The sequence below is a fragment of the Halomonas getboli genome (assembly GCF_023094245.1).
Taxonomy (GTDB): Bacteria; Pseudomonadota; Gammaproteobacteria; order Pseudomonadales; family Halomonadaceae; genus Halomonas; species Halomonas getboli.
The window spans coordinates 21405-39303 of the sequence record NZ_JALMEW010000013.1 but is presented as its reverse complement, the minus strand read 5'-3'; the positions used below and the strand labels follow the sequence as shown (position 1 = coordinate 39303).

Below are 17899 nucleotides of genomic sequence, written 5' to 3'. Positions count from 1 at the left end.
AAAGCGAGTCGAGCTGGGTGGCGTATACCGCGCCGACGGCGTGCAGGATCCTGCCCACCGCGTCCAGCGGCACCAGGCGCCGGCGTTCCTTGTCGATATCGATCTGGAGCTTCTCGCGGCGGGCCTTCTTCAGCAGCCGATCCTCGGCGCTGCTCGAGCCGACGCCGTCCTCGTCCAGGTCATCGTCCTCGTCACCGATCTGGCGACGCACCTCGCGGCGGATCAGCCAGTCGATGGCGTCCTCGGTGTCGATCTCCACCGGGCGGCCCTTGCCGCCACCGCCGGCGACGGGCATCCCCTCGTCGATCCACTTGCCGACCCAACGCTCCGACTTGCCGGTCATCTTGGCGAACATCTTGCGATTGACGATCTCGCCCATCGGGAGCGCTCCAGGAGAAAGGACCAGGTGGACAAAGGGGCGAATGGACAAATGTTCAAATGTCCCTTCTCGCAAAGGGACATATGGACATTTGCACAAATGGCCAAAGGTGCGTGATTGCTGGGCTGGCGGCCCGCCGGGGCGGGCGCCGGAGGTCCTTTCCGGAAAGGAAGTAAGGACCGAACTTTTGACATGAAAAACGCGCGAATCCCGCGAGTTTCTCACCCGTGGGGCCCGATATGGCCAGGAGTACCTATTGCCTCCAGCGGGCCTGGCAGGCCCGCCTTTCGGCCATCGCATAGCGAGCAGCAGAGGCCCGCGTACGGTGCAGAGGCAGGTGCTTCGACATGGTCTCGGCCATCTCTTTACTGACCCGGTAAGGCGTCATCTCGCCCGGCTCCGGCCAGCGTGCACCGCCGCCGACGACCAGGAACTCGGCCAGGAACGGCTGCAGGTCGGGGTGCGCATGATCGACCCCGCCGACGAAGATGGTCGTGCCAGCCTTCAGCTCATCCAGCCGGTACGTCTTCCGCTTCATTTGCCGTAGTCTCCGAGGTCGCGCAGCCGCTTGCCGCCGAGCTGCTGGGGTTGTCCGCGGGCGCCGCCGCCATAAAAGAACTTCATCACGCCGCCGAGCAGGCCGCCGACGATGACCACGTTCAGGATCAGGTCGGCGTACCGCTCTCCCTGGGGCGTCAGCGGGATGAACGTGACCGCCACCGAGTAGCCGATCGCGAACAGCACCAGGAGCGTGGCCAGCAGGTAGATGAAGTTTCTAGCCAGCCAGCCGGCGTGGTTCGACTCCATCACCGCGACCTGCATCTCCCGGGCGTCCGCCCGATCCTCCTGGGCGAGCTGGGCGAGCTCGGTCTCGCGATCGACCAGCGCCTCCTCGAGGCGAATCTTCTGCTCGGGGTCGGCCTTCACCTGGTCGAGCGCCTTCATCGGGTCAGGCTGGCCGGTGACCAGCTTGGCGACGTCGACGACCCGGCCGGCGACGGCCTCGCCCTTGTCGCCGGCGATCAGGCTCCCGATCTTGTCGGTCAGGCCGGTGGCCTCGGCGAGGGCCAACGCAATGCTGATAGGTTCCACACGTCCTCCTGCGGCTAGGCCGCGACTTCATCGATCCATTCGCGCGGCACCGGGCGCTGGTGCAGCACATGAGAGAGCAGCTCGACCACTCGCCGGAACCATCCATAAGCGAACGCCTCCTGGGATTCGTTGCGCTCGGCCAGGCGCCGGCAGAAGACGATGCGCTCGGCGTTGATCGCGTGGGCGAGGATCTCCAGGCCCTTCTTCCCGCGCGCCTCGGCGAAGCCGCGAAGGGCGCCCAGGGTGAGCGAGCCAAAGGCGCCGTCTTCCGCGATGTCGTCATACAGCCGGCCGCGATCGTTCAGCACGTTGAGCTGTATCTGCAGGTACTCGGCCGCGCGGCCCGGCCCGCTGTTCACGCCGAAGTCGAACAGCACCAGGGCCAATTCCTGGTTGAACTCGGCGACCTGGTCGAGCCCGAGGCTGTGCCAGTAGCGGTTGGCGTAGATCTTCGCGGCGAAGGGCCGGGGCAGGGCGCGCATGTCGCCCTGGTAGCCGTTGGCGCGGGCCACCTCGAGGGTGATCCCCCAGCAGGTCGGGCCGCCCCGATCGGCGGGGTGGTTCACGTAACCGCCCTCGCGGTCGATCACCTCGGCGATCAGGCGGCGCTTCAGGTCGTCGGTGTTCATCACTTGATCCCCAGTTTGATCATCAGCGCCTCGGCAATGAGCGGCGCCGAGACGATCCCGAAGAAGCCGAGAACGCCGAAAAAGACCTTGGCGAAGGTCCCCCAGCGGTGGGTGCTGGTGGTTGTCAGGGAGTCGATGCGCGTGCCCTGCTGCTGGACGACCTCCTCGAGGGCGTCGATCCGCCCGGCGGCGTCAGCCAGGTCGCGCTCGTTGCGGTCTTGCCGTTCCTCGAGCCGGACGACGCGATCGAGCTTTTCCTCGATGCGCCCCAGGCGCGCGAACAGCTCCTGGGTGATCGTGTTCATGTCCATGCTCTCGTCCACGGCGGTGACCAGGAATAAAAAAGGCCCGCCGGGAAGGCGGGCCAAGGCTTGTAATCGGGCACGAAAAAGCCCGCTCGGCGGCGGGCTTCTACGGAAGTGTGGCAATTTGCCAGAATGGTCGCTCTGATCCGGACTTTTGTCAATATGGACATTTGGCCTTTTGGCCCTTTGTCCACCTAGCGCAGCGATCGGGCCCAGCCGGCGACCGCGCCCTGAAGCGACATGAAGCCGCCGACGCGGTGCTGGCAGCCGGTGCAGCAGGCCCACCACTGGCCGTCGCGAGCGCGGAAGCGCGCCCGGTGGCCACAACGGCAGGCGGAAAGGTCGTCGCGGTTCACCTGGCACCAGGAAGCCGCGGCCCAGGCCTCGGCGGTCGAGGCGTCGCCGCGGCCGTTGCAGACCGGGCAGATGTACATCACCCGGTCGCCGCTCTCGCGGCGCTCCGGGGCGTACTCGCAGTGGATGCAGGACGGCAGGGTCACTCGAACGAACCACCGAAGACCCGGTCAGGGCGAGAGTTGTACTCGCTCTCGCTCCAGAACTCGATTTTCAGGCCAAAGCGACGGCGATCGACACCGTCCGTCAGCCAGTCGCCAAAGGCCTTTCGCTGCTCCTCTTCGCTCTGATTTGCCCTGTGCGAGACGTTGCGCTCGAGCTTCTTCAGGGCCTCGGACAGCGACTTGTGGTAAATCCCGTCGACCAGGAACACCGGCAGCTTTTTCTCCTCCTTGCGGCGGCGCTGCTCGGCCCTGGCTTCGACGATCATCTCGTGCAGATCATCGTCGGTCATGTCCTTGAAATCGGTCACTCTCCACCCCCTTGGCCATCTTCCGCCGGCACGCCGTAGAACAGCCGGACGTCGTGCTCGATGATCGTCATGCCCATGAAGCGAGCGTCTTCGCCTTTGTGGCGCTTCATCCACTCCACCCAGGGCTCGACATCGCCCGGAGCGTCCGGCCGCCAGTCTCGCTCGACGGTCTCTCGACACCCGGACGGCTCGGCGTACCGGGAAGGGCAGCGCAGCCAGCCCACCTCGGCCCACTCGATCGGGGCGCCGGCAACGCCCTGGGGCATCTGCTGGGCCCGGCTGCTGTTGCTCGAGGAGGCCGCCCCAGCGGTGGCCGCAGTGGCAGCAGCGGCGGCCACCGCCGCCGCTGCTGCACTGGCCTGGCTCGGCAAGAGCGCGAGGCACGCCAATCCGATAATGGTTCGCTTGATCACTCGGTCACCCTCCACAGCGCCGTCAGCGCCTCACGGTCCAGTTCATTGAGAATGCGGTGCATGGCGTGCCAGCGCGGGCCCCAGTGCTTGTCCCAGTTGGCGCGGCTGATCTTCAGCAGCTCCTGGAGGCGGGCCGGCTCATGCAGCACCTGCCCGCTGTTCTTCCGGCTCTTGTGGCACTGGGCGGCGAGGTGAGCGAGGCCCTTGCAGGCCGTCCGCGTCTTCTCCCGGGCGCCGCCCAGGGTGGGCTCGAAGCGCCGCCACAGCGCCACGGTGACACCCTGCTCGTCGCACCACTCGCGCGAATCGGCATAGGCGTAGCGCAGCCAGTGCTGGTGGTCGGCGTCCAGGGAGCGGATCGCCTGCACGACCTTGGCGTCCTCGAACGCCCAGGGCGGCAGCGGCATCGAGCTCTTCGGCTTCGGCCGGGTGGCGCTGGCCATCACGCGAGTCGACCCTCGACGCATCTCGGCAGCCCAACGCCGGGGGCCGGCTGGCGGCAGGCGATCGCGGTAGGTGTCATCGGTGAACCGGGCCGGCGCGTCGGCTTCGCTGACGCGGCGCGGCGACGGGGTGGCGTGGGCATAGACCACGGTGCGGCGGACGAACGCCAGATCCTGAGCTCCCAGCACGGCTCCCTCCTCATCGGCGACGGCGATCCATCAGGTCGGCGAATCCCTGGCAGTCGACGCAGCGCGTCGCGTAGGGCAGCAACTCCCGGCGCTTCACCGGGATCTCTTCGCCGCAGTCAACACAATGCGTCGCGCCGGACGCCGTCTCGCGCGCCAGGCGCTCCTGCTCGACCCGGCGGGCCAGCTGCTCCTCGGCGAACAGCTGGTCATCGGTCGCGTTGTCTGTCGGGTCACTCACAGCAGCCACTCCCCTGTGCTGGCCACGATCGCGGCGAGCCAGAACCCGCCGATCATGACGTCCTTGATGACGGTGATCATTTGCTGCCGACCTCCTTCAGGTACTTGAGGTCTCCGACCAGCTGCTCGAGCTGGTCGAAATTCCACTCCGGCTGGCTGGCGATCTGTTGCAGCTCTACCAGGATCGCGAACAGGGCCGCGTTGACCGGATTGCACAGCCCTTGATTGCGGCCGACGATCAGGGCAAAGGCCTCAGCACCGTGCGCCATATAGGCCGGATCGCCGACCTGGAAATAGGCGCGGATCAGCGGCGACAGCTCACGGCGTGGCGGCTTATTCGAGGACTCGGCCATGGTTACACCTCCTCGCCAGACGCGAATTTCTCAGCCAAGGCGCTCCTGGCCGCTTCCTTCGCGCGATCAATGGCCTCGTTGCCAAACCGCTCGCGCAGGCCCACCTTCGCCAGGGCGTCATTCAGGATTGAGGCCGGAATAGCCGCGCCCACCTGCTGCTCGATCTCCTCCAAGAGCTTCAGCACAGCGATGGATGACCACTCGACGGCACTGCGCGCGGCGATCTCGTCGATCGCCTCGAAGGTTCTCTCGTCGATGCTCTGGTGGGGCTCGCTGGGCACGCCCAGTTTCTCGCGCACCAGGCCCAGCAGCCGAGCGCGGTCTTCGGCAAAATCCGTGGCAGCCTGCAGCTCCTGGACGACAGGGTTTTCCGGGCACACCTTGTCGTGTTCGATGAGCGCTTGGTGCGCCTGATCGCGAGTGACACCGCGGCGTGGGCCGTACCGGACTTCATGGCCGCAATAAATACAGGTTGCGATCATCACTCACCCCCTATCTCAATCGCGATCATCCGCATGCGTGGCATCGGCCGCCCGGTGCCCCGTGACAGCGCCGTCATCTCGCCGAGTAGCGCCTCGACCAGGTCGCCGGCCTCCTTCATCATCCGATCGACCTCGAGCGGGTCGTCGTTGACGTCGTAGCGGCCGTCGTGGGCGGGCTGGGAATGCGCCTGTAGCTCACCGAACTCCTGGCTGACCCGGTGCAGGGTCGCCTTCACGGCTTCAACCGCGGCGACGGGGTCGGCGCCGGGAGCCATGCCGATCCTCGGGAGGGGGACGTAGAACGAGCCGGCCATGGCCATCAGCTCGCGGCGGATCTCGACCTGGTAGTCGTGGGGAAGGCAGCTGATCCAGGCCCACTTCCAGGCCAGCGGAAACGGCTTCTGGCCGCGGATAATCCGACCGACGCGCATCGACGCGGCGCGGCGCCATCTTTTGAAGGCCTCGACGCTGTTCTCGACCGAGTCGTGGTCGACCTCGGCGAGGCCGGCGTCTTCCAGAGCGGGGATCAACAGGGTGGTGGAGAAGGACTCGATCGACTCGCGGCTGTTCTCGAACCAGCGCCGCGTGTACTCGATGACCACCTGGTCTTCAGTCTTCTGTTTCATACAAGCCATCCGTTTTCATTATCTAGTTATCAGCCCTTCGTGTGGGCATGCCCACATTTTGCTTATTTGTACATTGTGGCGCAATGGCTATCCGGATATGGCCTTCCATTTCCGTAGATCGGAAGCGGAGAATTTAGGGATGAGAATCGGACCAGTTATTAGGCGCTTGAGACACGACCAGGGACGGACCCTTCAACAGCTGTGCGACGCAGCTGGTGGTCGCATCGCCCCGGCGTACCTATCCAGAATCGAGCGGGACGAGATGGCGCCCAGCGTCTACATCGTCGCAGCGATCGCCAAGGCGCTCGGCACCTCGATCGACACACTCCTCTCGGAGGCATCGGGCGATGCGCCACCAGCGGCAGCCGGAATGCCAAGGGCAACGCGCATGCTCGTCCCGGTACTACAGTGGCAGGACGCCTTCCGCTGGGTGCGCGATCGCAACTACGGCGACATGCCAACCCCGATACGCTGGGTCTTTCCGCCGATCATGAAGGAGCAGCTGGGGTATTACGGACTGGAACTACACGACGACTCGATGCAGGCCACAGAAGGCCTGTCGTTCACCCGAGGCGGCGTCATCGTCGTGGACCAAAACCACGAGGCCCAGGTAGACGACTATGTCGTGATCGCCGACGAGGGCGGCAAGGGCAAGCCGCTGTTCCGGCAGATCATCAGCGACGGCAAGGATCTGTTCCTGCGGCCCCGCAACCCCATGTATCCCATCCGCCCGGTGACCGACGGCCACGTGGCGCTAGGGGTCGTCGTGGGGCAGGTACTAGACCTGACATCAGGGGAGTGACGAATCTGGACAGGATGGTTTTACTAATCTGGACATTCTGGCGTAGCATAGTGGGGCAGCTCGCTACGCACGCCGCTATGCGTTAGGATCAGAAAGTTTAGGAAGGGCAGATAGAACAACGGCCGGGTTAGCGGCCCGGCCGTTGGAAGCTACGAGGTAGCCGATCTGGGCAGATCGTTATGTCATTTGGACAACTTGGGCAAGTTATTGATTTCAAAGGTCTGTTAGCGGGCAGGCCAAAGAAAACTAGCCGCAAGTTCCCACAGTATATGGCCTGATCTCGTAGCGTTCAACGTTTGCCCCACATTTGGACATATGGACATTTGCACATTTGTGCATGTCCGCCGGCAACGGACGTTACATGAAGACAGGACGCCAGGGCCTCGCGGCCTTCTATCAGGACCGATTCAACAGCGACCCCCACGCGCTGCTCGACTACTGCCATTCCGAGATCTCGGCCGTCGCCGCCGAGGTGCAGATCGACTGGCCGGCGCTCGCCGGGCACGTCCGCCTCAACGACAAGAAGTACCGCGGCAAGATCCCCACCCTGGTCAAGGGGCACCGCCACAAGGTCGCGGTGTTCGGCTCGCTCAAGCGCGCCCGGAACGGCATCGAGTTCCCGCACCTCAACTTCCACACCATGGCCCACGGCGGCCATACCGAGACCTGGTCCGGCTACGACGCCCTCCTGGACCTCTACCGCCGCGACGGCGGGACGGTCACCGACGACCGCCACCGCCGCTGGCTGGCCGAGCAGGAGAAGCGGCGCGCGGAGCGCGCCGCGCGCGTTGCCGAGATCGAGCGCCAGGAGCGCGAGGCCGAGGCGCGGCGCCAGACCGAACACAACGCCTACGAGCTGGCCTGGCACGGCCGCGGCGAGCAGCGCTTCGAGTACGCCCCGGGCAAGTTCGACACCGTCGAGCTCCTCGGCGACGCCGATGGCACCGAGCCGTACCTCGAGGCCAAGCAGATCGGCAGCATCATCGAGGTGATGACCCTCAAGCGGATGCGCGATCGCCACGGCGAGTTCGTTGCCTTCGCCCTGCACGGCATCGACGGCGACTTCCGAGGCCTCCAGCGCCTCTACCCACAGTTCAAACGTTACACCGTCGCCGCGCGCCCCGGTCAGTTCGACGGGGCGCACTGCGTTATCGGCCACCTCGACGCGAAGCGCGTCTACGCCGTCGAGGGCTTCGCCACCGGCGCGAGCGCCTGGCTCGCCGAGACCGCCATCAAGGGCGACAGCTGCGGCGTCATCGTCGCCATGAACGCCGACAACCTGCCCAAGGTGGTGCGCGCCTACCGCCGCGTTCACCCCGACCTGAAGCCGATCAACGCCGCCGACAACGACTGCTGGAAGCCCGCCGCCGGCAACGCCGGCCGCATGAAGGCCCTGGAGATGGGTCGCGAGTTCGAGATCCGCAGCGTCACCCCGGACTGGGACACGCTCCTCGAGGAGGAGGCGATCGCCGCCGCCCAGGAGAGCGGCAAGGGCCCCACCGACTTCAACGACGTCCACTGCCTGCTGGGCCTCGACGCCACCGCCAAGGCGCTGCGCGCCCGCAACAGCAAGATCAAGGTCGAGGGCGGCTTCTTCGACTACTGCATGCAGCAGATCGGCGCCGCCGGTCAGCAGAACGTGATGGAGGTCGCGCTGCGCGCGATCAACGCCGGCATGCAGCTCGCGCCCACCCGCTACACGCGCCGCCAGGTCTACGCCACCGTGTGCCAGGCGGTCGAAGCCCTGGGCCTGCCCTACAACCGCGTCAAGCTCAAGGGGCGCGCCAACTGGCTGGCCCGCAAGAAGATGGCGGCCGCCGCCGGCCTGCGCAGCTTCACCGAGGAAGCCCTGCAGCGCCCCCACGTCCAGCACCACAAGGTGCGCGGGATCCGCGCCGAGCACGGCAACGTGCTGCTGCCCGACCACATCCAGCACCTGGTGCAGTCCCTCGAGGGCATGGTGATCGTTCGCGCGCCCATGGGCTCGGGCAAGACCGAGAAGCTGATCGCCCCGCTCATGCAGGCCGCGCCGAAGTCGGCCTATATCGCCCACCGCGTCTCCCTGGTCGGCGACGCCGCCTTCCGCCTCAACACCCAGCACTATCGCAGCGTGCTGGCCGCCGAGATGCCCTGGGTCACCCACCTGGCCTGCTGCGTCAACTCGATCACCCACCCCAAGTTCCACAACGGCGACGGCCGCTCCTGGTTCACCACCGTCGACACCCTCTGCATCGACGAGGCCAGCCAGGTGCTGCGCCACGTGGCCACCGGCCCGGTCGATCAGCCGACCAAGGTGATGGACGGCCTGGTCGAGGCCGTCCAGTCGGCCCGCCAGGTCCTCATGTGCGACGCCGACGCCAACGACAGCCTGATCGAGCTCTGCGAGATGGCCCGCCCCGGCGAGACCATCCACGTCCTCGAGGTCGACGCCGCGAACGACCACATCCGCGTCGATCACAGCGACCACGAATCCGTCTGGCAGCAGGCCCTCGACGCCGCGGTCGCCGGCGAGCGGATCCTGGTCGCCAACGACAGCGCCGAGTCCGCCAAGAAACTGGCGGCGAAGATCGAGCAGCAGCGCCCCGACGCCCGGGTGCTCCTGGTCCACAAGGACAGCAAGGCCAACGCCGACGCCGAGCGCTTCCTCGACCGGCCGAACGACGAGGCGATCCGCTGGGACGTCCTGATCTACTCGCCGGCGATCTCCTCCGGCGTGTCGATCACCGCCGAGCACTTCAGCCGCCACTTCGGCATATTCAGCGGCCAGACCGTCAGCCCCTCCGACGCCATTCAGATGCTGCGCCGCGACCGTACCGCCCGGCACTACGTGCTGGGCATCGGCATCTCGCGCACCATGCGCGAGACCGACCGCGAGGCGCTGTTCCGCGGCCTAATCGCCGCCGACGAGATCGCCGCGGATTTCGACGAGACCGACGAAGAGATCATGATCCGCCGGCGAAAGACCGTCTTCGACGAGATGTACCTGGCCTGCGCCACCGGCGAGAACCAGGCCCGCAACGACTTCGCCAACCACCTGCTGTTGATGCTCGCCGCCGACGGCTACCAGCTCAACCGGCTGGCCCACGACGAGCTGGCGATCGAGGCCAGCCGCTCCAACCGCAAGGAAGCCGGCGCCCTGGTCCGCCAGCGCCGGCTCGAGCTGCTCTACAGCGTCGAGACGCCCGACGACGAGCGTTTCCAGAAGCTGTCCCGCCAGGAGCTGAAGAGCGAGGCCGAGCAGGCCGAGATCGACCGCCACCACATCCAGCACCAGCTCTGTGTCGAGGAGATCGAGAACCACGACGTCGACTTCTACGATGACCGCGGCATCCGCCGCGTGCAGGCCCTGGAGCTGCTCCAGGCCACCGAGGAGCAGGCCGACGCCTACGATCGCGTCCAGCGCCGCGCCCACGTCACCCTGACCCGCCACCGCTGGAAGGGGCCGGTGCGCGCCAAGCTGCTCGAGGTGTTCGAGACCCTGGGCGTCGAGCCGATGACCGGCGAGGGCGAGTTCACCGCCGACCAGTGCCGCCAGGTGCGCGACACGCTGCTAGCCGACCAGAAGGCCATCGAGCTCTACAACGCCCTGCGGATCGGCCGCTACGTGAATCCCAAGGCCGCGCCGAAGTGCCCCACCACCTTCGTGAAGTCGATCCTGGATCGCCTCGGCCTGACCGTGCTGAAGCGCAAGAGCCAGGGCCGCAACCTGCTGTCGATCAATCCCGAGTCCTGGGAGCAGGTGATGCACTACGTTCGCCTGCGCGCCGAGAAGGGCGTCCATAGCCTGACCACCCACGAGAGCGAGTCGGCCCACGTTCCGATGGCCGCCCCGCAGGCCGGTGACACCTCCGACGAAGCCCACAACCACGCGGCCTCCGGCGAGAGGGACACTTTGCATGGTGGGGTGGCAGCAGCAGATGAAAAGTCTCCCTCCCTTGCGGAGAGCGAAACCCTCTACGCCGCCGCCGTCGCCGCTTCAAACCCCCTCAGTGTGTCACTGCCGCTGGTGAGGGCGGTCGAGGGGCTGCCGGACGACGTGAAGCGGCTGGTGATCGACGGCCAGATGTCGCCGGATAGCCTGGCCTGGGCGCTGCGCTACGTGATCGACCTCGAGCAGCATGGGGCCCGGGACGCCGACCACTGCAACCTCACGGTGATGTCGCGGCTCTATCGCGTCGCCCGCGACCTGCCGCTGGCTCAGCCCCTGGCTGCCATCGTCTCCCGGCTGAATCGCGAGATCCTGCGCAACCTGCGCGACATGACCGACGACAGCCTGAGCTGGACGCTCGAGTACGTCGGACAGCGCCTCGCCATTGCCAGTAACACAGGAGCGGCCGACTTTAAGTGACCCCGGTCAAGTCATTGCCGACCAAGCCCGAATATGCATACTGTATACTTATACAGATAAAGCAACACGCAGGGAGGGCATTCAATGACCAGCATCCAAGAGAAGCGCGACCAACTCGAAACCCGCCTGGATCGCGCCGACGCTGTCCTGACGCTGCTGACCAGCGCCCAGGACGTCGATCCCCAGACGCTTCAGAGCGTCGCGCTGGACGCCGCCGATCACATCAAGCAGGCCCGCGAGATCTACCAGAGGCTGGCCAGGGCACAGCAAAAAGGGCCGGCGCTCTCGCGCCAGCCCCTCGGCTGCATCACCTGCCTGTCAGTGTCAGTCGGTCAGCGGTCGCCCGCGGCATGATAGGCCGCTTGCATAGCCGCGATCCGGGTCGGCTGGTCGGTGCAGCGCGCCACCTCGACGCCGTTGACGCTGGCGACCCCGGTCCAGCCACCGTCGCCCTGCTTGTGCGCGACTAGCCGCGGTTTGGCCTGGGCGACCGCTTCGGGCACCGCCGGCGCCACCCGGTCCATGTCGACGTTCGGCGTCTCCAGGGCGTCCTTCGCCAGCTCCAGGTAGGCCTTGATCGTCGGCCGGTAGGTGCCCAGCTCGCGGCTGATCAGCGTCTGCGTGATCTTCGCGTCCGGCTCCTGCTCGATCTGTCCCTTCACCCACTCATGCACCCGGGCCATGGCCTGGCTGCGCTCCAGGTCCTCGGCACCGTCCAGGGCGCGCAGCGCCTCGAGGCGGCTGCCGTAATCGCTGGCCGGCTCGCGCTCCGCGCTCGCCGGCGCCTCGCTGTAGTCGATCTTGAAGGCGCGGTAGCTGCGCTGGGTGTCCATGTCCTCGTGGCCGAGCATCTCGCGCCAGAAGACGTCCTCGGTCACCTTCTTCCAGCGCGGATCCTGGGCGAAGTGCATCTCGAACACCAGCCGCGCCCAGATCGCGCGGCTGTCCTTGAACACCCGCTCGTCGTCGTCGAAGACCCGTTTGGCCAGCGTGTTGAGCGTCTTCGCCGTGCGCCGGTTGATCTCGGTGTTGTCCATGCCCTGGAGCTCGACGACCTCGGGTAGCTCGCGCAGCTCGTTCCATGCCTCGACGACCAGGTCGGCGTCCACCAGCGTGTAGATGTGGTAGGCCTGGCTGTAGTCGACCCCGCCACGCTTCTTCGCCTGGCCAGAGAACTCGACCTGGTAGCGGTCCACCTTCGAGATCTTGCCCAGCTTCAGCACCTCGATCGACCGCCGGCCGGTGGCCAGCGCCAGCCCCAGGGCCAGGTGGCTGTAGTAGGGTCGATATTCGCCGTCGACCAGCCGCTCCCGGTTGGTCAGCAGCTCATAGATCCGGTCCATCAGCCAGTGATAGTTGATCTCGACGGTGTTCACCGCCCGCTCCTCGAGCGTCTCGACCGCGTCCTCGGCCAGATCGGCCTTCTGCGCTGACGACAGGGTCAGGTGGCGCATGATCTCGTGGTCGAGCTTCATCCCGCGGACGTCCTCGTAGGCGTCGTCGTCGTCGCGGATCCGGTCCAGCAGCTCCCGGTGGGCCAGGCGCAGCTCGTTGATGTCGCCGATTTCCCCCAGCGCCAGCAGCCGATCGGCGTGGGATGGGTGGCGCTTGGCCAGCCGCTCGATCTGCTGGTCGAGGCTGTGGTGCAGCCAGTTCTGAGCCGTCACCGCCTTGCGTGCCTCGGTCATGTAGCGGCGGAAGGTCGAGACCGCGATGCGGTCCTCTTCCTTGCGCCGGCCGTCGTCGTGGAGCCGGTTCTTGAAGCGCTTGGCCAGCCGAGCCAGCCGTTTCGTCTTCTCTTTGCGCGCCAGCTCTTCGTCGGCGTCGATCTTCCGGACCTCATCGAGCAGCCACTCGATCAGCTCGCCCAGGCTTACCTTCTTCCGTGATTCACCGCTCATCGTTTCGCCCTCGCTCTCATACATGGATAACCCTAAAAGTCTTTATAGACCATACATTCATACACGTCAAGCCCTACATATCACCATGCATACATATATAGCCCTGCACCATACTGCCACCACACTGGTACTAGGGCCGCCCATGCATACACTATGCCACCCATACTATACGTATAGTATGGGTGGCATAGTGTATGCATGGGCGGCCCTACCAATAGGAGGGGTCAAGGTGTATGTATATGGAGGGTCGTAGGTGTATGCTTAGGCCACGGCATACACTTATGGCCCTATAAGCACAAAGGGGCTTCGGGCGGTTATCGGTCAACAAGGCGGGGAAGGTGGATCAAGTCGATCAAGCGCCACAGTCGCCAAAGAATGGCGCGCAGGAGGCGTGCATGCGAAAGGACATGGAAAGGGAGTCGGGCAGCACAACCGCCCACAAGCCGCATGGTTGAGCCATTTCGGCAGGGAGGGAAAGGACGCGAGGCGTCCGGGCGACAGGAATAGGCGATAAATCGAGGATTTGGACATTTGCACAAATGTCCATTTGTGCTAATGTCCATACCGCAAGGCTCGATAAACCGAGGAGGATGAAGCCGATATGACCAAAGTGATCGCCTGGCTGAACCAAAAAGGCGGCGCCGGGAAGACGACCGGGGCGACGAATCTCGCGTGCTGGCTGCACCAGCAGGGCCACAGGGTGCTGCTGGTGGACCTCGACCCGCAGGGCAGCGCCTCCGAGTGGAGCGAGACCCGCGACAACGAGGACGACTTCCCGGTCGTGCGGATGGGCACGAAGATCGCCAAGGATCTCCCCAGGGTAGCCGGCGGGTACGACTTCGTCGTCGTCGATGGCGCCCCGCAGATCAGCGAACTGGCCGCGCCGGCCGTGAAGGCCGCCGATGTGGTGCTGATCCCATGCCAGCCGTCGCCGTTCGACATCTACTCCTGCGCCACCCTGGTCGACCTGATCGAGGCCCGCCAGGAAGTGACCGACGGCCGCCCGAAGGCCGCCTTCATCGTGTCGCGGGTGATCAAGAACACCCACCTAAGCCGCGAGGTTCGCGAGGCCCTTTCCGAGTACAACCTGCCGATCTTCGAGTCGTTCACCTCCCAGCGAGTGGCCTACGCCGACTGCGCCAAGGGCGGCAGCGTCATGGACCTGCCGGAGAGCGATAAGGCGCGCCAGGAAGTCGAAGCCCTGGGCCGCGAAGTAATGGAGTTCATCAATGGCTGAACGCAAAACACTGACCGCCCGCCGCAAGCCGGGAACGGGCCGTAAAGATCTCGACAAGGCGCTGAAGGAAGTCTCCGGCGGTGACGAGCCGAAGAAGCGGATCCCGCTCGAGGTGCCGGTGGCCACTCACCGGAAACTGTCCTCGATGCGCGCGCATAGCCAGGACAACGTGCCGGTGCGCGAATTTCTGCTGGAAGCGATCGACGACCTATTCGAGAAGTACCGCCGCGGCGAGGGCCGCTTCGCGGTGGACGACATCGAGAGAATCTTGGGCGAGTAGCCCGAGGAGAGCGCCTGGCGGCCGGCGGCCACCGTCCACCAGGCAGACACGAGCAAACCGAGGAAGGAAAGCCATGTCACTGACCGATGCTATCACAGCGCGGCGTATCCTGCTGCGCGACGCACGCAATCCCGCCCACCGCGACCTGGTGCAGCGTTACGCCCGGGAGCACGCCACAGGCGCCACCCAACGCGCCCTGCTGGCGCTGATCGGGGAGGGCGCGGCATGAGCGACATCACCAGCTACCTGCACACCAGCGTCAGCGACGCGAAGATCTCGCTCGAGGGCCACATCAAGTCGAGCCCGCAGACGTCCGCCAGCCTGGCGCTGGTGCTGCTCAAGCACCTGCGAGGCAGCGAGGGCCAGAAGAGCCGCCAGAAGATGCTGGCCAGCGTGCTGCGCAAGTCGGCCAAGGCCCTGGCCGAGAGCGACGAGCTCGACCCCAACGGCACCCGGGCCGGCGACGACTACGCCGAGATGCCGACCGGCGAGCTGCGCGGCTGGGTCGACCGGATGGTCGCCAAGGATCCGGGCCGAGCCGCCGGCGAGATGGTCGACACCCTGACCGCACTCCGCGGCGAGTACGGCACCACCAGCCGCCGCAAGATCCTCGCCGCCGGCGTGGGCAAGGCCGCCAAGGCGCTGGCGGAAGGAGACGACCATGGCGCATCGTGACCCGGAAACGCTGATCGCCGAGCTCGAGGGCAAGGTCGCCCAGCGCGGCGTGCGGATGCGCGCCCTCGAGGGGCGTGTCCGCGCCCTGGAGGACGCCCTGCTGCCGTTCGCCGAGGCCTGGGCCCATCGCGCGCCGCGGCCTGTCGACCACCCGCGAGCCTACCAGCGGCGCCTCGAGCGCGCCCTGGCGGGCTTCTACTCGAGCCCGCGGGACGACGGCGAGGGCCGCCTGATCCTGACCGGGCAGCACCTGAAGGACGCGCATGACCTCCTGGTCGTGCGGGACGACACCAGCCACACCAACGAAAAGGACGGCCACCAATGAGCATTGACATGAAAGCGCTGAAGGAACGCGCAGAGCGTGACCAAAGGAACGACCAGCCGACTGGCGCTAACCCGGCCGACATTCTCGCCCTGCTCGAGCGGATCGAACAGCTTGAGTACCAGCTAGGACGATACTCCATGAGCGCCGGTCACGCCGATCAGCGGCGAGCAGAATCTCGAGCATGCAGGGAGGCTCTCGGCTTCGACCCAGAAAGCGAGCACGTATCGCCATCGGACCTGCGCGGGGCGATCAACAAGCTCGCCAGCGAGCCCGACTTGCGGCCCGGCCTAACCTGGGCAATCGAGCGGTGCAAGGCCCTGCAGTCGCAAGGGTTCGAGCGGTCCCGAAATGACGTGCTGATCAGGGATTTTCAAAACTGCATCGGCAGCCTAACGAAGCTGCCTGAGTAGCCCACGCAGCCCCGACACCCCAGCCCCGCCACCCGGCGGGGCTTCTCGTTGCACGCCCCACATCCCCGCCCAGATCCCGCGCGTGATAGCCTGCCGGCAGAACGACGCAAGGGAACCCCCATGAAGACAACCACCAAGATCATCCTGGGCGTCGGCGCGATCGCCGCCGTCTTCGCCTACATGCACGACCGCGGACGGGCCGACGAGCGGCAGCTCGAGCTGGTGCTGACCGAGATCGGCCGCGACGTCACCTGCACCAGAAGCGCCGTCGATGGCCAGGACTGGATGGCCTGCCGATACGCCGAGGACGACCAGGGCCCGGCCTGGATCCGCGTCGGTGAGCGCGACGAGCGCCCGCTATGGGCGCCGGCCAACGGCACAGCCAGCCGCGCCCTGGAGCGCTACCTGGCCACGGCCAGTCCGGAACGCCAGGCCAAGCTCGCCCAGGTGCGCGCCCGCGAGCCCGGCGACGGCGCGCCCGGCGGCGTGCCTTGGGCGCGACTTGATTAAATGTCCATTTGGACATTTGGACATTTGGACATTTGGACATTTGTTGTTATAGTGAAGTCGTCGGCACGGGGAAGGCCCGGGCCAGCAAACCGAGGACACTGCCATGACCATGAAGCGCATCAAGCTTTCGCAGCACGACCACCAGACTCTCCAGGCCGCCATCGGCGCGGCGATCGCCGTCTACCAGCAGGAGGCCGAGAAAGCATCCGCCGGGACCGCTCCCGCCATGGGCGTCGATGACCAGCCTGCCGCGCCGCGCCCTCCGGTCGACCTCGTCCAGGCCAGCATGGCGATGGCCACCGTCAGCCTTATGCACGCCGCCTCTCGCGCCGCCAACAACGTCGGCACCGATGCCGCCCAGGAAGCCTCCCCGGTCCAGTTCAGCGTGCCCAATGACGACGAATGCGATGACGACTGGGACATGTCGGTGATCATCACCTACAGCGGCGACCACACCACGCCGAGCTATCAGGCGATGCTGGCCATCTTCAACGCCAACCTGCAGAGCAAGGCCTCAACCGACGTCATGCGGCTGCTCGACAAGCTCATGGGCTGAGCCAACCACCAGACGCAAAGAAGCCCCCACCGCCCGAAGGCGGTGGGGGCTTTCTTGTGCGCTACCAGTTGTAGATGACCAGCTCGCCGGCCTTCTTCCCGCCGGCGCCGCCGACGGTGTGCCGCAGCTTCACCTCCTGGATCCGGAAGCCGTCGAAGATCTCGCGGATGTCCGGGTGGTCGTTGATCGAGATCACCACGTAGCCCTTCGCCTCGCGGGCGATCCGGGCCATCTCCTGGTACTCCTCGAGGGGGAAGCCGCTGCCGTATCCCGCGGTCTCCCAGTAGGGCGGGTCGAGATAGTGCAGGGTGTGCGGCCGATCGTAGCGCTCGATCACCGCCTTCCAGTCCAGGTGCTCGACGAACACCCGCGAGAGCCGCAGGTGCGCCTGGGAGAGGTTCTCCTCGAGGCGCAGCAGGTTGAGCCCCGGCCCGCCGGTCGTCGACGTGCCGAAGCTCTTGTGGTCGGGCTTCGCGCCGAAGCTCTGCTGCTGCAGGTAGTAGAAGCGCGCCGCGCGCTGGATGTCGGTCAGGGTGTCGACGTGCTTCAGCTTCTCCCAGGCGTAGATCTCGCGCGAGACCAGGGCCCACTTGAACTGGCGGACGAACTCCTCGAGGTGGTTCTGCACCACCCGGTAGAGGTTCACCAGGTCGCTGTTGGTGTCGTTGAGCACCTCGACCTTGCTCGGCTCCTTCATGAAGAACAGCGCCGCGCCGCCGGCGAACGGCTCCACGTAGCACTGGTGGTCGGGGAAGTTGGGCAGGATGTGCTTCGCCAGACGGCGCTTACCGCCCATCCATTGGAAGAAAGGCTTGGATGACATGATCGTCCTTGTGGGTCAGAGACTTCTCGGGTAGCCTCCCCGGCGCCTGTGCAGGCAT

Annotated in this window: 26 protein-coding genes; 11 read left to right on the top strand and 15 right to left on the bottom strand. The window is 66.0% G+C overall.

Annotated elements, in window-relative coordinates:
• From MYL53_RS17140 to MYL53_RS17080, 13 genes are all read right to left on the bottom strand, one after another.
• Positions 1 to 379 (bottom strand): terminase small subunit (locus MYL53_RS17140; protein WP_247855290.1); only part of this gene is annotated, 379 nt, incomplete at its 3' end.
• 253 nt (positions 380 to 632) lie between these two features.
• Positions 633 to 917, bottom strand: coding sequence for a hypothetical protein (locus tag MYL53_RS17135; protein ID WP_247855289.1), 285 nt, complete (start codon positions 915 to 917; stop codon positions 633 to 635).
• Positions 914 to 1471 (bottom strand): hypothetical protein, encoded by a 558-nt coding sequence (locus MYL53_RS17130; RefSeq protein ID WP_247855288.1) that lies wholly within the window; start codon positions 1469 to 1471, stop codon positions 914 to 916. The genes MYL53_RS17135 and MYL53_RS17130 overlap by 4 nt, the downstream gene beginning before the upstream one ends.
• Before the next feature lie 14 nt (positions 1472 to 1485).
• A complete protein-coding gene (locus MYL53_RS17125) occupies positions 1486 to 2100 on the bottom strand; it encodes a glycoside hydrolase family 108 protein (RefSeq protein WP_247855287.1) in 615 nt (204 codons plus the stop codon).
• Positions 2100 to 2405 (bottom strand): hypothetical protein, encoded by a 306-nt coding sequence (locus tag MYL53_RS17120; protein WP_247855286.1) that lies wholly within the window; start codon positions 2403 to 2405, stop codon positions 2100 to 2102. The genes MYL53_RS17125 and MYL53_RS17120 overlap by 1 nt, the downstream gene beginning before the upstream one ends.
• 194 nt (positions 2406 to 2599) lie before the next feature.
• Positions 2600 to 2905, bottom strand: coding sequence for a hypothetical protein (locus tag MYL53_RS17115; protein ID WP_247855285.1), 306 nt, complete (start codon positions 2903 to 2905; stop codon positions 2600 to 2602).
• On the bottom strand, positions 2902 to 3231 hold the full coding sequence (locus MYL53_RS17110) for a hypothetical protein (protein ID WP_247855284.1): 330 nt from the start codon (positions 3229 to 3231) through the stop codon (positions 2902 to 2904). Before MYL53_RS17110 ends, MYL53_RS17115 begins: the two co-directional genes overlap by 4 nt.
• Positions 3228 to 3644, bottom strand: a complete 417-nt coding sequence (locus MYL53_RS17105) for a hypothetical protein (protein WP_247855283.1) — start codon at positions 3642 to 3644, stop codon at positions 3228 to 3230. The genes MYL53_RS17110 and MYL53_RS17105 overlap by 4 nt, the downstream gene beginning before the upstream one ends.
• Positions 3641 to 4276, bottom strand: coding sequence for a bacteriophage antitermination protein Q (locus MYL53_RS17100; RefSeq protein ID WP_247855282.1), 636 nt, complete (start codon positions 4274 to 4276; stop codon positions 3641 to 3643). The genes MYL53_RS17105 and MYL53_RS17100 overlap by 4 nt, the downstream gene beginning before the upstream one ends.
• Before the next feature lie 10 nt (positions 4277 to 4286).
• On the bottom strand, positions 4287 to 4514 hold the full coding sequence (locus tag MYL53_RS17355; RefSeq protein ID WP_247855281.1) for a TraR/DksA family transcriptional regulator: 228 nt from the start codon (positions 4512 to 4514) through the stop codon (positions 4287 to 4289).
• A gap of 76 nt (positions 4515 to 4590) precedes the next feature.
• Positions 4591 to 4866: a hypothetical protein gene (locus MYL53_RS17090; protein ID WP_247855280.1), complete on the bottom strand. Its 276-nt coding sequence runs from the start codon at positions 4864 to 4866 to the stop codon at positions 4591 to 4593.
• 2 nt (positions 4867 to 4868) lie between these two features.
• Positions 4869 to 5348, bottom strand: a complete 480-nt coding sequence (locus MYL53_RS17085) for a hypothetical protein (protein ID WP_247855279.1) — start codon at positions 5346 to 5348, stop codon at positions 4869 to 4871.
• On the bottom strand, positions 5348 to 5974 hold the full coding sequence (locus MYL53_RS17080) for a hypothetical protein (RefSeq protein WP_247855278.1): 627 nt from the start codon (positions 5972 to 5974) through the stop codon (positions 5348 to 5350). Before MYL53_RS17080 ends, MYL53_RS17085 begins: the two co-directional genes overlap by 1 nt.
• Here MYL53_RS17080 and MYL53_RS17075 point away from each other — a divergent pair.
• The 3 genes from MYL53_RS17075 (at position 5943) to MYL53_RS17065 (ending at position 11478) form a co-directional block, all read left to right on the top strand.
• The gene (locus MYL53_RS17075; protein ID WP_345740392.1) at positions 5943 to 6776 is read left to right on the top strand and encodes a helix-turn-helix domain-containing protein; all 834 of its coding nucleotides are present in this window, start codon (positions 5943 to 5945) and stop codon (positions 6774 to 6776) included. The genes MYL53_RS17080 and MYL53_RS17075 overlap by 32 nt on opposite strands.
• A 361-nt stretch (positions 6777 to 7137) precedes the next feature.
• Positions 7138 to 11124, top strand: coding sequence for a plasmid replication protein, CyRepA1 family (locus tag MYL53_RS17070; RefSeq protein ID WP_247855276.1), 3987 nt, complete (start codon positions 7138 to 7140; stop codon positions 11122 to 11124).
• Between the two features lie 84 nt (positions 11125 to 11208).
• Positions 11209 to 11478: a hypothetical protein gene (locus tag MYL53_RS17065; protein WP_247855275.1), complete on the top strand. Its 270-nt coding sequence runs from the start codon at positions 11209 to 11211 to the stop codon at positions 11476 to 11478.
• Here MYL53_RS17065 and MYL53_RS17060 read toward each other — a convergent pair.
• Positions 11457 to 13025, bottom strand: a complete 1569-nt coding sequence (locus MYL53_RS17060; RefSeq protein ID WP_247855274.1) for a protelomerase family protein — start codon at positions 13023 to 13025, stop codon at positions 11457 to 11459. The genes MYL53_RS17065 and MYL53_RS17060 overlap by 22 nt on opposite strands.
• Before the next feature lie 601 nt (positions 13026 to 13626).
• On the opposite strand from MYL53_RS17060, the gene parA reads away from it, so the two are divergent.
• The 8 genes from parA to MYL53_RS17020 all read left to right on the top strand — a co-directional run bounded on the left by parA (position 13627) and on the right by MYL53_RS17020 (position 17018).
• Complete coding sequence (parA, locus tag MYL53_RS17055) at positions 13627 to 14262, top strand: ParA family partition ATPase (RefSeq protein WP_247855273.1); 636 nt, start codon at positions 13627 to 13629, stop codon at positions 14260 to 14262.
• Positions 14255 to 14542: a hypothetical protein gene (locus tag MYL53_RS17050; RefSeq protein WP_247855272.1), complete on the top strand. Its 288-nt coding sequence runs from the start codon at positions 14255 to 14257 to the stop codon at positions 14540 to 14542. Before parA ends, MYL53_RS17050 begins: the two co-directional genes overlap by 8 nt.
• A gap of 73 nt (positions 14543 to 14615) precedes the next feature.
• A complete protein-coding gene (locus tag MYL53_RS17045; protein WP_247855271.1) occupies positions 14616 to 14771 on the top strand; it encodes a hypothetical protein in 156 nt (51 codons plus the stop codon).
• Complete coding sequence (locus tag MYL53_RS17040; protein ID WP_247855270.1) at positions 14768 to 15217, top strand: hypothetical protein; 450 nt, start codon at positions 14768 to 14770, stop codon at positions 15215 to 15217. The genes MYL53_RS17045 and MYL53_RS17040 overlap by 4 nt, the downstream gene beginning before the upstream one ends.
• The gene (locus tag MYL53_RS17035; protein ID WP_247855269.1) at positions 15204 to 15542 is read left to right on the top strand and encodes a hypothetical protein; all 339 of its coding nucleotides are present in this window, start codon (positions 15204 to 15206) and stop codon (positions 15540 to 15542) included. Before MYL53_RS17040 ends, MYL53_RS17035 begins: the two co-directional genes overlap by 14 nt.
• Positions 15543 to 15550: 8 nt before the next feature.
• A complete protein-coding gene (locus tag MYL53_RS17030) occupies positions 15551 to 15952 on the top strand; it encodes a hypothetical protein (protein ID WP_247855268.1) in 402 nt (133 codons plus the stop codon).
• Positions 15953 to 16072: 120 nt separating this feature from the next.
• Entirely contained in the window at positions 16073 to 16462 is a 390-nt protein-coding gene (locus tag MYL53_RS17025; RefSeq protein ID WP_247855267.1) for a hypothetical protein, read from the top strand.
• Positions 16463 to 16565: 103 nt separating this feature from the next.
• Positions 16566 to 17018: a hypothetical protein gene (locus MYL53_RS17020; RefSeq protein ID WP_247855266.1), complete on the top strand. Its 453-nt coding sequence runs from the start codon at positions 16566 to 16568 to the stop codon at positions 17016 to 17018.
• A gap of 61 nt (positions 17019 to 17079) precedes the next feature.
• On the opposite strand, the gene MYL53_RS17015 is transcribed toward MYL53_RS17020, so the two are convergent.
• Positions 17080 to 17841: a DNA adenine methylase gene (locus MYL53_RS17015; RefSeq protein WP_247855265.1), complete on the bottom strand. Its 762-nt coding sequence runs from the start codon at positions 17839 to 17841 to the stop codon at positions 17080 to 17082.
• Positions 17842 to 17899: the final 58 nt, after the last annotated feature.

Excerpts from the sequence above, each read along its gene's own strand:
- MYL53_RS17040 (WP_247855270.1), top strand. The coding sequence starts at position 14,768 with ATGAGCGACATCACCAGCTACCTGCACACCAGCGTCAGCGACGCGAAG.
- MYL53_RS17125 (WP_247855287.1), bottom strand. The coding sequence starts at position 2,100 with ATGAACACCGACGACCTGAAGCGCCGCCTGATCGCCGAGGTGATCGAC.
- MYL53_RS17020 (WP_247855266.1), top strand. The coding sequence starts at position 16,566 with ATGACCATGAAGCGCATCAAGCTTTCGCAGCACGACCACCAGACTCTC.
- MYL53_RS17075 (WP_345740392.1), top strand. The coding sequence starts at position 5,943 with ATGACCACCTGGTCTTCAGTCTTCTGTTTCATACAAGCCATCCGTTTT.
- MYL53_RS17060 (WP_247855274.1), bottom strand. The coding sequence starts at position 13,025 with ATGAGCGGTGAATCACGGAAGAAGGTAAGCCTGGGCGAGCTGATCGAG.
- MYL53_RS17065 (WP_247855275.1), top strand. The coding sequence starts at position 11,209 with ATGACCAGCATCCAAGAGAAGCGCGACCAACTCGAAACCCGCCTGGAT.
- MYL53_RS17090 (WP_247855280.1), bottom strand. The coding sequence starts at position 4,866 with ATGGCCGAGTCCTCGAATAAGCCGCCACGCCGTGAGCTGTCGCCGCTG.
- MYL53_RS17135 (WP_247855289.1), bottom strand. The coding sequence starts at position 917 with ATGAAGCGGAAGACGTACCGGCTGGATGAGCTGAAGGCTGGCACGACC.
- MYL53_RS17015 (WP_247855265.1), bottom strand. The coding sequence starts at position 17,841 with ATGTCATCCAAGCCTTTCTTCCAATGGATGGGCGGTAAGCGCCGTCTG.
- parA (WP_247855273.1), top strand. The coding sequence starts at position 13,627 with ATGACCAAAGTGATCGCCTGGCTGAACCAAAAAGGCGGCGCCGGGAAG.
- MYL53_RS17035 (WP_247855269.1), top strand. The coding sequence starts at position 15,204 with ATGGCGCATCGTGACCCGGAAACGCTGATCGCCGAGCTCGAGGGCAAG.
- MYL53_RS17120 (WP_247855286.1), bottom strand. The coding sequence starts at position 2,405 with ATGAACACGATCACCCAGGAGCTGTTCGCGCGCCTGGGGCGCATCGAG.
- MYL53_RS17025 (WP_247855267.1), top strand. The coding sequence starts at position 16,073 with ATGAAGACAACCACCAAGATCATCCTGGGCGTCGGCGCGATCGCCGCC.
- MYL53_RS17070 (WP_247855276.1), top strand. The coding sequence starts at position 7,138 with ATGAAGACAGGACGCCAGGGCCTCGCGGCCTTCTATCAGGACCGATTC.
- MYL53_RS17080 (WP_247855278.1), bottom strand. The coding sequence starts at position 5,974 with ATGAAACAGAAGACTGAAGACCAGGTGGTCATCGAGTACACGCGGCGC.
- MYL53_RS17045 (WP_247855271.1), top strand. The coding sequence starts at position 14,616 with ATGTCACTGACCGATGCTATCACAGCGCGGCGTATCCTGCTGCGCGAC.
- MYL53_RS17085 (WP_247855279.1), bottom strand. The coding sequence starts at position 5,348 with ATGATCGCAACCTGTATTTATTGCGGCCATGAAGTCCGGTACGGCCCA.
- MYL53_RS17050 (WP_247855272.1), top strand. The coding sequence starts at position 14,255 with ATGGCTGAACGCAAAACACTGACCGCCCGCCGCAAGCCGGGAACGGGC.
- MYL53_RS17030 (WP_247855268.1), top strand. The coding sequence starts at position 15,551 with ATGAAAGCGCTGAAGGAACGCGCAGAGCGTGACCAAAGGAACGACCAG.